This window comes from Flavobacteriales bacterium (genome assembly GCA_016712535.1).
GTDB lineage: Bacteria > Bacteroidota > Bacteroidia > Flavobacteriales_F > PHOS-HE28 > PHOS-HE28.
The window spans coordinates 733,480-745,960 of record JADJQW010000003.1 but is presented as its reverse complement, the minus strand read 5'-3'; the positions used below and the strand labels follow the sequence as shown (position 1 = coordinate 745,960).

The following is a 12,481-nucleotide window of genomic DNA, read 5'->3' as shown; positions in this document are numbered from 1 at the left end:
AACAGAGAGGTTCCCGGATGAAGGATCGAGGGTTGATATGGCGCTAGCGATCCTCACGGCACTGGCAGTCGTAGCGCTGCGCTTGGTCCTGCATGCCATTGATGCCGCTCCACAGGGAACCGACTTCATGCTTGTGCATTTCCTGGCGATCGTGACCGTGGTCTTCTTCAACCAGCTGCGCTTCATGCGCAAGGCGAAGGAAGACGCGGGATTCCCTCACCTGGTGCGCGAGGGTTTCAAGGGCGCTGCGATCTACGCGCTGATCATGCTGCTCTTCCTCTGGTGGTATTACCATGCCGTAGAGACGGACGCCTTCGAGCGGCGGGTTGAGCAGCTCGTGTTCAGTGCTGTTGAGGAAGGACAGGAGGAGCTTCGGGTGCGCCCGATGATCATGCGCTTCTTCACCCCGTTCAACTACGCGAGCATGAGCTTCTTCGCGCTCCTGGCGGCAGGCATTGCGAACGCGCTCATCATCGGCGCCATCCACCACAAGATCCTGCGCCGAACTATGCGGTGAAGGCCTCGCTGAGGGCCTGCAGGTCCAGCCCTCCGAAATTGCCGCTGCTCATCATCAAGAGCACGCTGTCCCCTCCGATGCCCTTGCGGACCTCGCCCATCACGGCGATGGGGTCGTTGAGCACGATGAGGTCCTCGCGCGCGAAGGCGCGCTTCACGCGCTCCATGGGGATCGGCGGCAGGCGCTTGAGCTCCACCGCATGCGGGTCGTAGAACACGATGGCGTGATCCGCAGCGTCCATGCAGCCGGCGTATTGGTCGATGAAGCCCTCGTTGAGGCTGCTGTACGTGTGCAGCTCCATGCAGGCCACCAAACGGCGATCAGGGAATTGCTCGCGCACGGCTTCCAAGGTGGCCTTCAGCTTGCTCGGTGAATGGGCGAAATCCTTGAAGACGATGCGGCCGGGGGACTCAGCGAGTTTCTCCAGCCGCTTTGCCGCTCCGTGGAAGGTGCCGATCGCGGCATGGAACTGCTTATCGCCGATGCCGAGCAGGTGGCACACATGGCGCGCGCCCTCGAGGTTCTGCAGGTTGTGCTTGCCGAAGACCTGCAGCGGGACATCGCCATGCGCGGTCTCCAGGATGGTGACCCCTTCGACGATGCGGTGCTTCGGCACGCCGTAGCCCACGCGCTGCGCCTTCACTTCTTCCTCTTCCCCGACTTCCTTCACCGTTCCGTCCTCCGTGCAATACACCAGCTTGCCACCTGGCTCAATGCACGCGATGAACTTCCGGAACTGGTCCACATAGCCATCGAAGGTCTTGAACACGTTCACATGGTCCCACGCGATGCCACTGATCAAAGCGATGTCCGGCCGATACAGATGGAATTTGGGAACGGGTTCCAAGGCCGAAGCGAGGTACTCATCGCCTTCGATGATGGCCACCTGGCTCGTATCGCTGAGCTTCACCATGCAATCGAAGCCGTCGAGCTGAGCGCCCACGAGGTAATCGAACTCCACACCGGCCTGCCGCAGCACATGCACGATCATGCTGGTGATGGTGGTCTTGCCGTGGCTCCCGCCGATCACCACGCGGGTCTTGCCCTTGGTGCGCTCGTAGAAGTACGATGGGTAGCTGAACACGGGGATGCCCAACTCCTGCGCGCGCTTCAGCTCGGGGTTGTCGGCGCGGGCGTGCATGCCGAGGATCACCGCGTCGATCTCCTTGGTGATGTCCTCCGGATGCCAGCCGAGCCGATCAGGCAAGAGGCCAAGGCGATCCAATCGGCTGCGGCTGGGCTCGAAGATCTCATCGTCGCTGCCGGTGATGTCGAAGCCCTGGCGATGCAGCGCGATGGCCAGGTTGTGCATGGCGCTGCCGCCGATGGCGATGAAGTGCAGGCGTTTTGGGGTGGGCATTTCTCAAGGGCCAGTCGGACATATGCTGCTGACCTCGCCGCGAAGCTGCGCCCACTGGACCGTTGTCGGTGACCATCCGTACGTTTGAAGTGAACGCGCGCTTGTCAGCAAAGCGAATGATCCGCTATGCCTCCTCGCTCACTTGGGCCGAAATGAAAGCCAAGGCGGATGCCTTCGCCCCTAGCCGATTGATGCTTCGTTTCGGCATACAAGGCGCTTATTCGCGTGAATCCCGGGTAACTGTCATCGGCCTTCAGTCATCGCTCATCCTGAAACAGAGCGCCGATGGGCCATGGTTCACCGGGCGCTTCACTCCTGCTTTCGGGGAGTGGTTCGTGACGGCCAGTCTTGTGCTGTTCGCCGCCATGGCCTTGTTCGCACCCACCCTGCGCATCAACGGCGAAGCGGCTACGTGGCCGATGCGCATCATCGCCTGCGCAGCGGTACTCACCCTTCTAGGGCTGGTCCGTTTCTATATGAGGCTTGAGCGCAAGCATTTCGTGCGCGAGGCCGAGCGCTTCCTCGGATTGGATCGGATGGATGAAGCCGCCCCTATGCCCTAAGGCTTCACCAGCACCACCTTGCCGTCCTTCATCACCGCGATGGCAGTGCCCTTGGCCTTCGCTTCCGTCCGCGCGGCTTTCGCTGCGCGTCGTAAGGCGCGGCCGACCATTTCGGTGAACGCCTCCTGTGCCTTCGACTTCGCGGCCTTACTCATGCTTCTGCAGAATCAGTTTGGCGGGACCTGATGTATTGTCGTAGACAGCCCAATAATCAGCTACTTCCTTGTAACGCGCTTCAAAGTTAGCCCAACCACGCTTGAAGCGCCGCCGCACACCGGACTTGGGCACATCATAGCCACCGCTCTTCACCCTGAGTTCGATGCGCTTCAGGGCGGTTTCGTTTACCTCGATGAGCATCACAGGGAGGCAGCGCGCTACGGTCTTGGCCATGGCTGGCGAAGGTGCATCCTCCATCCAGTCGAGCGATCTTCGCCCCTATGACCCTTCACCCGATCGACACGGGCTACTTCAAGCTCGACGGCGGCGCCATGTTCGGCGTGGTGCCCAAGACCCTTTGGAGCAAGCACCACCCGCCCGATGAGAACAACCTCTGCACCTGGGCCATGCGCTGCCTGCTGGTGGAGGATGGAGACCGGCTCATCCTCATCGACAACGGCATCGGCGACAAGCAGGATGCGCGCTTCTTCAGCCACTATGACTTGCATGGGGACGATACGCTCGAAGGCTCCCTGCGCAAGGCCGGTTTCAGCAAGGACGATGTGACTGACGTGTTCCTCACGCACCTGCACTTCGACCATTGCGGAGGCAGCATCGTGCGCGAGGGCGACATGCTCATCCCGGCATTCCGCCGTGCGAAGTATTGGAGCAACGAGCACCACTGGGCCTGGGCCACGCAGCCCAATCCACGCGAGAAGGCCAGCTTCCTCAAGGAGAACATCCTGCCCATCCAAGAGAGCGGTCAATTGGAGTTCGTGCCCGTGGGGCGCCGCAGCGAAGAGGAGAACGTTTACCTGAAAGAGGTCTTCCCCGCGTTCGACGTGTTCCTGGTGAATGGCCACACCGATGCGATGATGATCCCGCACATCCGGTACAAGGGCCGCACCATCGCGTACATGGCCGACCTATTGCCGAGCATCCACCATATCCCGCTGCCGTGGGTGATGGCCTACGATACGCGCCCGCTGCTCACCATGCAGGAGAAGTCCGATTTCCTCGGAGTTGCCGCCGACGAGGGCATCGTGCTCTTCTTCGAGCACGACCCCGTGAACCAGTGCTGCACCGTGGAGCGAACGGAGAAAGGCGTTCGGCTGAAGGAGGCGTTCCCCTTGAGCGCTTTGTGAGCCGCTCCTTTTTGAGCATCGTCCGGGACGAGGACTGCGCCAGGTCGCGGCCACGGTTGATAACTTGACGGGTATTCCGTCGCGGAGATTCCGGGAAACAGGCCATATACTTGTGCCGGATAATCGGCCAAGACCATGACGGATACCATGGCATCGGTACCGTGTGCCGACCTGATAACCCGCGCAATCCTCTAGCCTCCATCCTGCTTCAGACCAACCTTCACCCTCCTTCCCCCATGGCAAACACAGTCTTCGGAAGCAACATCAAGCTCCTGCGCACCCGACGCGGCCGATCGCAGGAGGAAGTGGCGGTCGCGCTCGACGTGAAGCGATCGAGCTACAGCGGCTATGAGAATGGCAGCGCCGAGCCCACCTTCGAACTGCTGGTGCGCATGAGCGAGTACTACAAGATCAGCATCGACAAGCTCTTGCGCGATGACCTCACCCAGCTGAGCGAGAGCCAGCTGGGCATCCTGGAGCGCGGCGGCGACATCGACCTCAGCGGCCGGAGGCTGCGCGTGCTGGCCACCACGGTGGATAAGAACGACCGCGAGAACGTGGAGCTCGTGCCCGAGAAAGCCAAGGCCGGCTATGCATTGGGCTACGCCGATCCGGAGTACATCAGCATCCTGCCCACCTTCCAGATGCCCTTCCTGGCCAAGGACCGCAAGTACCGCACCTTCCAGATCAGCGGCGACAGCATGCCGCCCGTGGCCGACGGATCCTGGGTGACCGGCGAGTACGTGCAGAACTGGCAGGCACTGCGCGACGGCCAGCCCTACATCGTGATCACCAAGGAGGACGGCATCGTGTTCAAGGTTGTGTACAATCAGTTGAAGGAGAAGGGCTCCTTGCTGCTGTGCAGCACCAATCCGCTCTATGCGCCCTACGAGGTGCAAGTGGCCAACGTGCTCGAGATCTGGAAATTCACCCACTTCATCAGCGCCGAGCTGCCCGAGCCCAATATGAGCCGCGACGAGCTGGCCCGCAGCGTGATGGAACTGCGCAAGGAGGTGAGCCAGCTGCGGCTATCCATGGAGCAGCAGGGCCGGTTGGCGTTCTGAGCGGCTTCGGGAGAACCACGTGCGCCAACGCATTCCCGCAGGCCGGGACCCGCGTTGGCGCTTGGTCTTTTTTAACGGCGAAACCCGCATGCTCCCGCCAAAACCGAACGGTTACATTTGGCACCCTTTCAACGACCTTATCCTCAGGAGAATGACACCGAAGAAGCTCTTGGCCGCGGCGTTCTGTGGCCTCTGCATCACGTACGCCAACGCCCAGAACGGAAGCACCGACCCCGTGCTGATGACCGTGGATCGCCAACCAGTGACCCGCGCGGAATTCGAGGCCATCTACAAGAAGAACAACAAAGAAGCCTCGGTGACCAAGGAAGCCCTGGACGAGTACCTCGAGCTCTTCATCAACTATAAGCTGAAGGTGCGCGAGGCGGAGACCTTGGGCATGGACACCATCGGGAAATTCCGCAATGAGCTCGATGGCTACCGCAAGCAACTGGCCCGCCCCTATCTAATCGACCGGGAGCTGAATGATGCGCTGATGCGCGAGGCCTATGACCGCAGCACGCAGGAGGTGCGCGCCAGCCACATCCTGCTGCAGGTGCCACCAGACGCCAGTCCGGAGGACACCATGGCTGTCTGGAAGCGCATCACGGCGCTGCGCGACCGCATCATGAACGGTGAGGATTTCGCAACGGTGGCCAAAGGCGTGGGCGGCAGCGAGGACCCCAGCGCGCAGAAGAATGGCGGCGACCTGGGCTGGTTCAGCGCCTTGCAGATGGTTTATCCCTTCGAGAACGCAGCGTACAACACACCCGAAGGCACCGTGAGCCAACCGGTGCGCACGCGTTTCGGCTACCACATGGTGAAGGTGACGGGACGCAGGCCCGCACGCGGCCAGATGAAGGTGGCGCACATCATGCTGCGCAGCACCGATCAGGACAGCCCCGAGAAGCAAGCAGAACGCAGAGCAGCGCATCCGCGAGATCCACCGCCAGCTCGCATCGAACGCCATCACCTTCAGCGAGGCCGCGCTCAAGTACAGCGAGGACGAGAGCAGCAGCACCAAGGGCGGCGAACTGGCGCAGTTCGGCACAGGCAAGATGATCGAGGAGTTCGAGGATGCCGCCTTCGCGTTGAAGCAGCCCGGTCAAATGAGCGAACCGATCAAGTCGCGCTTCGGCTGGCACATCATCCGCTGCATCGAAGCCATTCCGCCTCCTACCTATGACCAGGCCAAATCGGAGCTTAAGACCAAGATCGCCCGCGACAGCCGCGCTGAGATCACCCGCAAGGCCTTCATGGAGCGCCTGCGCAAGGAATACGCCTTCACCACCTATCCGAAGAACTTCGACAAGGCCATCGCCCTGATCGACACCAACGTGTTCAAGAAGGGCACCGCCACCACCGATACGATCATCCGCCGCCAGTACGTCGAAGGCCCATTCACCAAGGGAAAGGGCAAGAAGGCCGTGCGTTACCGCCGCGAACTTGCGGGTGCCATCAGCGGTGGCCGCATGCTCGCCGCGAAGAGCCGGCCGTATGAGGAGATGACGCAGACCCTCGATGATACCGTGGTGGTGCGCGAAGTGATGGAAGGCTGGGCCTACGACCGGAAGAGAGCCGCGAAGCTCACCAAACCGGTCTTCTCCTTCGCCGGCGGCACGGTGAGCCAGCGCGACTTGCTCGACCAGATCGAATCGCGCCAGCGCCGGGAGCGCGTACAGGCGATCCCTGGATACGCGAGCGCACGCATGATGGAATACGCCGACGAGCGGATCCTGGCCTATGAGGACAGCAAGCTCGAGGAGAAGTACCCCGAGTTCCGCATGCTGATGAAGGAGTACCGGGATGGCATCCTCCTCTTCGAACTCACCGACCAGAAGGTCTGGGGCAAGGCCGTAAAGGACAGCACGGGCCTCGATGCCTTCCACAAGGCCAATACGGATCGATTCATGTGGCCAACACGATACGAATGCGACCTGTACGCTTGCGCGGATGCTGCCGTTAGCAAGCAGATGCGCGCCCAGCTGAAGCGCGGCAAGCGCGGAAAGGACCTGATGGATATCGTGAACAAATCGAACCCGCTCGCATTGAGCATCGATGGCGGGATCTTCTCGGCCGAGGAGAAACCCTACCTCGCCGGGCTGAGCGCAATCGGCCTGAGCAAGGACATCGCCTTCGAGGGCAAAGTGATGGTGGCGGATGTGAAGCGCATATTGCAACCGGCCCCCAAGGCGATCGACGAGGCGCGCGGCGTGATCACTGCGGCCTACCAGGACCATCTGGAGAAAGAATGGATAGGCGAATTGCGCGCGAAATACCCTGTCACGGTGGACAAGGCCGTGCTGTATTCCATCAAGTGACCCCGCAAAGGGCACGGCTCCGAACGGCCTGCGCATCGCTCGCAGCCTTGGCGTGCCTGGGCGCGTGCTCCACTGGATCAGACGATGACGACCCCGTGGTTGCGCGCGCTTATGAACAGCAATTGCGCTGGAGCGACCTGCGCCAGATCGTTCCCATGGGCACGGAACCAGAAGACAGCGCAGCCTTGGTGCAGGCCTACGTGAACAGCTGGCTCAGGCAGCAGGTGGAACTGCGCCACGCTGAGCAGCAGCTTGCGGAGAACCGGAAGCTCTTCGATGCCGAGCTCCGCGATTACCGCAGTTCACTGCTTCTTCACGCATACGAGGAGGAACTCGTGCGGCAGCACCTCGACACGGCCTTCTCAGAGGGCGAGATCGAGTCATACTACCAGGCCAACACCGATCGTTTCGTCCTCCGCGACGACCTGGTGCGCGCGCGATGGTTCCGTGTCACCGAGAATGACCGCCGCGCACTGAAGCGCATCGAGGACCGTTTCCTCAGCGGGAAATCCGATGACATGCGCGAGGTTGAGATCCAATTGGCCTTGCGGAACATCGCGATCACGGATCGCAGCGGAGCCTGGACCCCCCTTTCGGAACTCCGCAATGAGGTGCCCATCGAATCCATCTCCGCAGTGCCTCCGGCGGGAAAGCGGCTCACCTTGAGGGACGACGATGGAGCGTGGTTCCTGGACATCGTCGAACTTCGCCCCCGCCTGAGCCCATCGCCCATTGAACTGGTGCGTCAGGACATCCGCTCCATCCTCCTCAACCAGCGCAAGCTCACCTTGATCGAGCGCATGCGCGAAGACCTTTATCAACAAGCCCTAGCAAACGATGCGATCGAAGCGCCTTGAAATCCTCGCGCTCGCCGCTGCGATGCCTTTGGCGCTGCTCGCGCAGCCCCAGTCGCTGATGATCGACAAGGTCGTGGCGGTGGTGGGCCGCGAAGCGTTGCTGCGCTCCGATGTGCTCGGAAAGCTGGAGCAGGCGCGTCAAGCAGGTGCTCCGTCGGACGGATTGGAATGCGCGATGCTCGATGAGCTGCTCTACGAGAAGCTGCTGGTTGAGCAAGGCAAGCTCGACAGCGTGAACGTGGATGAGGCGCAGGTGAACTCGGAGCTCGACCGCCGCATCCGCTATTTCTCCCAGCAGATCGGTGGCGACCGCAAGCTTGAGGAATACTACGGCAAGAGCATCGCCGAGATCAAGGACGATTTCCGAAAGCAGGTGCACGATCAATTGCTCATGCAGCAGGTGCAGCAGCGCATCACCGCGGAGGTGAGCCTCACCCCGCGCGATGTGAAGCGTTTCTTCGAGCGCATACCCGAGGACAGCATCCCATACGTGGGCACCGAGGTGGAGTTCTCCGTCATCCTTCGGGTGCCCAAGGCCAGCGAAGACGAAGTGAGGCGCGTGCGAAGGAAGATGGAAGAGTACCGGGAAGCCATCGTGAAGAAAGAGAAGGACTTCTGCGTGCTGGCCATGGCCTACTCCGAGGACCCAGGGTCGGCCAAGGATTGCGGCGAACTCGGCATGGTGCCGCCTGGAGTGATGGTGCCCGAATTCGATGCCGTGGCCATGAGCCTGAAGGATGGCGAGGTGAGCAATGTGTTCTCCACGCAGTTCGGATGGCACTTCATGCAGATGGTGGAGCGACGGGGCGAGCAGTACAATGCGCGTCATGTGCTCATGATCCCCAAGGTCTCACCTGCCGACCTGCTGCGCGAACGCGACCGCTTGGATAGCGTGCGAACGGCCGTGATCGCCGGCACGCTCGATTTCGGTGAGGCCGCGCTTGCCATGAGCGATGATGAGGAGAGCAAGGGCAACCGGGGACTGATGGTGGAGCCCAACGCGAATTCGACCCGATGGGACCTGAAGGCCATCGACCAGCAGACCTTCTTCGTCCTTGACCGGCTGAAGCCCGGTGAGGTGAGCGAGCCCCAGGTTATCATCAATCCCGATGGAAGCAAGGCCTACCGCCTGCTCAAGCTCTTGAGCCGCAGTGAGCCGCACCGGGCCAATCTGCGCGATGATTACCGCCTGATCCATCAAGCCGCCGAAGCGCGCAAGCGCCAGGAGAGCGTGGATCGGTGGGTGAGCGAACGGAGCGCAACCACCTACATCCGGATCGACCCCGAATACCAGGAGTGTCCATTCACCCATCCTTGGAACCCGCCCGCAACAGGGCAACGACCATGAGCAGCGACGTGCAGAGCGTAGAGCGGTTCGGCGATCAGTATCGCCGGCTGAAAGCCGAAGTGAACAAGGTGATCATCGGTCAGGATGCCGTGGTGGACCATGTGCTCCTGGGCATTTTCAGCCGAGGGCATTGCCTTCTGGTCGGCGTGCCTGGATTGGCGAAGACCTTGCTGGTGAATACTGTGGCGCGCGCGCTCGGATTGACATTCAATCGCATCCAGTTCACCCCTGATCTGATGCCGAGCGACATCATCGGCAGCGAGATACTTGGTGAGGACCGTCACTTCCGCTTCATCAAAGGGCCGCTTTTCGCCAACATCGTCCTGGCCGATGAGATCAACCGCACCCCGCCGAAGACCCAGGCCGCGTTGCTCGAAGCCTTGCAGGAGAAAGCCGTGACCGCGGCCGGCCAGACCCACCGTTTGCCAGATCCTTTCTTCGTGCTCGCTACGCAGAACCCGATCGAGCAGGAAGGCACCTATCCCCTTCCAGAAGCGCAGCTAGACCGGTTCATGTTCGACATCCGGGTCGATTACCCCTCCTTCGCTGAGGAGCTCGCCGTGGTGAAAGCCACCACCAGCGATGAACAACCCGAATTGAGGCCTGTTCTCACGGCCGAGGAGATCATCCATTTCCAAGGCCTCGTGCGTCGGGTACCGGTTGCCGAGAATGTGCTTGAGTACGCCGTTAAGCTCGCTACACGGACGCGGCCTGGCTTGGTTACCGCACCGGCCATCATCAACGATAACGTGGGTTGGGGTGCGGGCCCGAGGGCCTCGCAATACCTGGTGATCGGTGCGAAGGCGCATGCCTTGGCCCACGGAAGGTTCTCTCCCGACATCGCGGATGTGCAGGCCGTGGCCCTGCCGATCCTGCGACACCGGATCGTTCGCAACTACAAGGCGGAGGCCGAGGGCGTTACCGTGGACCGCATCGTGAAGGAACTGCTCTGAGCGGCGCTCACCCAAAGCGAGACGCAATTCACCGATTGGGTTCTTCGCCATGGGCCGACCGGGCAGCGATCCGCCTAGCTTTGCCTTCAACACCGAAAGCCATGAACAGCAGATTGCAACGCTCCGCATGGCTGGCCGCAGCCGCTATTTTCCTCGGACCCGCGAGCGCGCAGCTTCCCACCAGCGTCGACATCTCTTTGGACCATGATCCCGGGAATCAAATGCTGCATGTCAGGTTCAGGGCCAATGATTTCAGTTTCAACGAGCTGTTGAGCAGCGTGGTGTTCACCATTCGCTGGCCTGAATCATCCACGGCCACCTTGGGCTTTGGCGCCAGCCCTTGGTGCCCTTCACCAAGCGTGGCTTTCCCCGTTACCCCATCAAGCATGCAAACGCCGGGGAACGGGTACAAGTACCGCACATGGACCTCCATTGCGCTTGTGGCGATCGGGGACCTGATCGATGACGGTGGATGCGAGCAGAGCCTTCCTGCCGATGAATGGGAGATCGTCTACGATATCCCCATCAGCAACGATCCGGGCGGGACTGCTTTCGAGATCGCAGCCGATCAGTGGACCTTGGACAATAACCGAGCGTACTTCGTGTCGCTGAACGGTGTTGACGCAACAGGAGCGATTTTCTCCACTTCCACGGGATCTGCCATTCCCGAAGCCGCCACGGGCTTCACGATCCAGCCGAATCCTGCGAACCAATTCATCGCATTATCCTCTCCGGAGGGAACCTCAGGCCTTTGGCAAGCGGAGGTCTTTGATGCTGCCGGTCGCTCAGCGATGCTCGCCAACGGTCAGCATTGGCCTGCCGTGATTGATGTGAAAAGCCTCATGCCTGGCTCTTATTCAGCTGTCCTCTCCGTGAACGGGTCCTTGCGCACGGAGCGCTTCATCATTGCCCGATGATGCTTGCCCGAACAGCGCTCGTATTGGGTTTCGCCGCTGTTGCCCATTGCGCCTCCTCCCAGGCATGGCAGGTCTTCGACATGACCAATGCAGGCCTGCCTAGCAACACCGTCACGGACCTTGCCATTCAGGCTGACGGCGTTGCATGGGCCGCAACGGATTGGGGCTTATGGCGATGGGAGAACGGTGAATACGAGGTCTTCCAGACCAGCAATTCAGGATTGCCTGATAATACGCTGCGAGCGCTTTGCATCGATAGCCAGGACAGGCTCTGGATCGGAACCTCCATCAGTGGAGCCGTTATGTTTGATGGTCAGGCTTGGGAAGTGTTCAGCACACTCAACTCACCCATGCCAGATGATCAGGTGAACACCATTCATGAGGATGCCAATGGCTGGCTCTGGTTCGGCACGGTGAGCGGGCTCGCGTGCTATACCGGTTCGGAATGGCGGATCTACGACAGCACCCCCTCGAGCTACAATGGTCGCGTGCTCAATGGAGACCACATCCTGTCCATCGATTCACGCGACGATGGCTTGTATGTCCTCGGAACGCTCAATGGCGGGTTCCATTTCCTTACGGACACCAGTGTCCACTTCTTCACCACGTTCAACTCAGGGTTCTGGGACAACACCCAGCGTGGCGTGCTGCTCGACGTTGGTGCCAATGAGCGTTGGGTCGCAACTCCGGCTGCAGGCCTGCTTCGGCAGTTCGGTGATTGGTACGGCGGCACCTGGTTCCAATACTCGAATTTCAACTCCGACCTCCCCTCCAATGCCTTAGTTGACCTGGATCAGGATGCTGCAGGGAACCTCTGGCTGGCCAGCCAGACAGCCGGATTGATCAAACGAACGGAGGCGGGCACCTACGAGAGCTTCACATCCTCGAACTCCGGGCTGCCTGTGAACACGCTGAACACCCTCTTGGTTGCCCCCGACGAAACCGTTTGGGTAGGCATGTACGACGGCGGCGTTGCCCGATTCGACCCCTCGCTTGGAGAAGTTGAGGCGGTTGTGGAGCCGCGTGGGATTCAGGTCGTTCCGACCCTTAACCACGGCACGTTCACACTGCGCTGGCCAGGCGCCAATGCTTGGGTCCGTTGGACCGTTTCGGATTTGAGCGGCCGCGAGCACGCACAAGGCGAAGGCATGCTGGTTGACGGCCTCCGCTTCGACGGAATTCATCTCGCTCCTGGAGGGTACATCCTGTCCGTTTCTGGCATCGGGAACCCAATGTCAAGCCGATTCTTGGTCCATTGACCTTGCGCATCCGATAAGGTATCT

Annotated in this window: 14 protein-coding genes; 11 read left to right on the top strand and 3 right to left on the bottom strand. The window is 60.9% G+C overall.

Annotated features, from left to right (window positions below):
• Window positions 1-37 precede the first annotated feature (37 nt).
• Window positions 38-517, top strand: coding sequence for a hypothetical protein (locus IPK70_13475; protein ID MBK8228169.1), 480 nt, complete (start codon window positions 38-40; stop codon window positions 515-517).
• Here IPK70_13475 and IPK70_13470 read toward each other — a convergent pair.
• On the bottom strand, window positions 507-1,877 hold the full coding sequence (locus tag IPK70_13470; protein ID MBK8228168.1) for a peptidoglycan synthetase: 1,371 nt from the start codon (window positions 1,875-1,877) through the stop codon (window positions 507-509). The two genes, IPK70_13475 and IPK70_13470, sit on opposite strands and share 11 nt — an antisense overlap.
• 152 nt (window positions 1,878-2,029) lie before the next feature.
• On the opposite strand from IPK70_13470, the gene IPK70_13465 reads away from it, so the two are divergent.
• Window positions 2,030-2,440: a hypothetical protein gene (locus IPK70_13465; protein ID MBK8228167.1), complete on the top strand. Its 411-nt coding sequence runs from the start codon at window positions 2,030-2,032 to the stop codon at window positions 2,438-2,440.
• Here the strand turns inward: IPK70_13465 and IPK70_13460 are convergent.
• Both IPK70_13460 and IPK70_13455 read right to left on the bottom strand, forming a co-directional pair.
• Entirely contained in the window at window positions 2,437-2,595 is a 159-nt protein-coding gene (locus tag IPK70_13460) for a hypothetical protein (protein MBK8228166.1), read from the bottom strand. The two genes, IPK70_13465 and IPK70_13460, sit on opposite strands and share 4 nt — an antisense overlap.
• On the bottom strand, window positions 2,588-2,830 hold the full coding sequence (locus IPK70_13455; protein MBK8228165.1) for a hypothetical protein: 243 nt from the start codon (window positions 2,828-2,830) through the stop codon (window positions 2,588-2,590). Before IPK70_13455 ends, IPK70_13460 begins: the two co-directional genes overlap by 8 nt.
• A gap of 47 nt (window positions 2,831-2,877) precedes the next feature.
• Between IPK70_13455 and IPK70_13450 the strand changes: the two genes are divergently transcribed.
• The 9 genes from IPK70_13450 to IPK70_13410 all read left to right on the top strand — a co-directional run bounded on the left by IPK70_13450 (window position 2,878) and on the right by IPK70_13410 (window position 12,457).
• Window positions 2,878-3,741, top strand: a complete 864-nt coding sequence (locus IPK70_13450; protein MBK8228164.1) for an MBL fold metallo-hydrolase — start codon at window positions 2,878-2,880, stop codon at window positions 3,739-3,741.
• A gap of 236 nt (window positions 3,742-3,977) precedes the next feature.
• Window positions 3,978-4,805: a LexA family transcriptional regulator gene (locus IPK70_13445; protein MBK8228163.1), complete on the top strand. Its 828-nt coding sequence runs from the start codon at window positions 3,978-3,980 to the stop codon at window positions 4,803-4,805.
• 151 nt (window positions 4,806-4,956) lie between these two features.
• Entirely contained in the window at window positions 4,957-5,988 is a 1,032-nt protein-coding gene (locus IPK70_13440; GenBank protein ID MBK8228162.1) for a peptidylprolyl isomerase, read from the top strand.
• Window positions 5,912-7,123 (top strand): hypothetical protein, encoded by a 1,212-nt coding sequence (locus tag IPK70_13435; protein MBK8228161.1) that lies wholly within the window; start codon window positions 5,912-5,914, stop codon window positions 7,121-7,123. Before IPK70_13440 ends, IPK70_13435 begins: the two co-directional genes overlap by 77 nt.
• Window positions 7,120-7,980: a hypothetical protein gene (locus tag IPK70_13430; protein ID MBK8228160.1), complete on the top strand. Its 861-nt coding sequence runs from the start codon at window positions 7,120-7,122 to the stop codon at window positions 7,978-7,980. The genes IPK70_13435 and IPK70_13430 overlap by 4 nt, the downstream gene beginning before the upstream one ends.
• Window positions 7,961-9,328 (top strand): peptidylprolyl isomerase, encoded by a 1,368-nt coding sequence (locus IPK70_13425; GenBank protein MBK8228159.1) that lies wholly within the window; start codon window positions 7,961-7,963, stop codon window positions 9,326-9,328. Before IPK70_13430 ends, IPK70_13425 begins: the two co-directional genes overlap by 20 nt.
• Window positions 9,325-10,281 (top strand): MoxR family ATPase, encoded by a 957-nt coding sequence (locus IPK70_13420; protein ID MBK8228158.1) that lies wholly within the window; start codon window positions 9,325-9,327, stop codon window positions 10,279-10,281. Before IPK70_13425 ends, IPK70_13420 begins: the two co-directional genes overlap by 4 nt.
• A 101-nt stretch (window positions 10,282-10,382) precedes the next feature.
• Complete coding sequence (locus IPK70_13415) at window positions 10,383-11,198, top strand: T9SS type A sorting domain-containing protein (GenBank protein MBK8228157.1); 816 nt, start codon at window positions 10,383-10,385, stop codon at window positions 11,196-11,198.
• On the top strand, window positions 11,195-12,457 hold the full coding sequence (locus tag IPK70_13410) for a hypothetical protein (GenBank protein ID MBK8228156.1): 1,263 nt from the start codon (window positions 11,195-11,197) through the stop codon (window positions 12,455-12,457). Before IPK70_13415 ends, IPK70_13410 begins: the two co-directional genes overlap by 4 nt.
• Window positions 12,458-12,481 lie beyond the last annotated feature (24 nt).

Bases quoted from the DNA above. Each gene is read 5' to 3' on its own strand.
- IPK70_13475 (MBK8228169.1), top strand. From the start codon at position 38: ATGGCGCTAGCGATCCTCACGGCACTGGCAGTCGTAGCGCTGCGCTTG.
- IPK70_13470 (MBK8228168.1), bottom strand. From the start codon at position 1,877: ATGCCCACCCCAAAACGCCTGCACTTCATCGCCATCGGCGGCAGCGCC.
- IPK70_13465 (MBK8228167.1), top strand. From the start codon at position 2,030: ATGAAAGCCAAGGCGGATGCCTTCGCCCCTAGCCGATTGATGCTTCGT.
- IPK70_13460 (MBK8228166.1), bottom strand. From the start codon at position 2,595: ATGAGTAAGGCCGCGAAGTCGAAGGCACAGGAGGCGTTCACCGAAATG.
- IPK70_13455 (MBK8228165.1), bottom strand. From the start codon at position 2,830: ATGGCCAAGACCGTAGCGCGCTGCCTCCCTGTGATGCTCATCGAGGTA.
- IPK70_13450 (MBK8228164.1), top strand. From the start codon at position 2,878: ATGACCCTTCACCCGATCGACACGGGCTACTTCAAGCTCGACGGCGGC.
- IPK70_13445 (MBK8228163.1), top strand. From the start codon at position 3,978: ATGGCAAACACAGTCTTCGGAAGCAACATCAAGCTCCTGCGCACCCGA.
- IPK70_13440 (MBK8228162.1), top strand. From the start codon at position 4,957: ATGACACCGAAGAAGCTCTTGGCCGCGGCGTTCTGTGGCCTCTGCATC.
- IPK70_13435 (MBK8228161.1), top strand. From the start codon at position 5,912: ATGAGCGAACCGATCAAGTCGCGCTTCGGCTGGCACATCATCCGCTGC.
- IPK70_13425 (MBK8228159.1), top strand. From the start codon at position 7,961: ATGCGATCGAAGCGCCTTGAAATCCTCGCGCTCGCCGCTGCGATGCCT.
- IPK70_13420 (MBK8228158.1), top strand. From the start codon at position 9,325: ATGAGCAGCGACGTGCAGAGCGTAGAGCGGTTCGGCGATCAGTATCGC.
- IPK70_13415 (MBK8228157.1), top strand. From the start codon at position 10,383: ATGAACAGCAGATTGCAACGCTCCGCATGGCTGGCCGCAGCCGCTATT.
- IPK70_13410 (MBK8228156.1), top strand. From the start codon at position 11,195: ATGATGCTTGCCCGAACAGCGCTCGTATTGGGTTTCGCCGCTGTTGCC.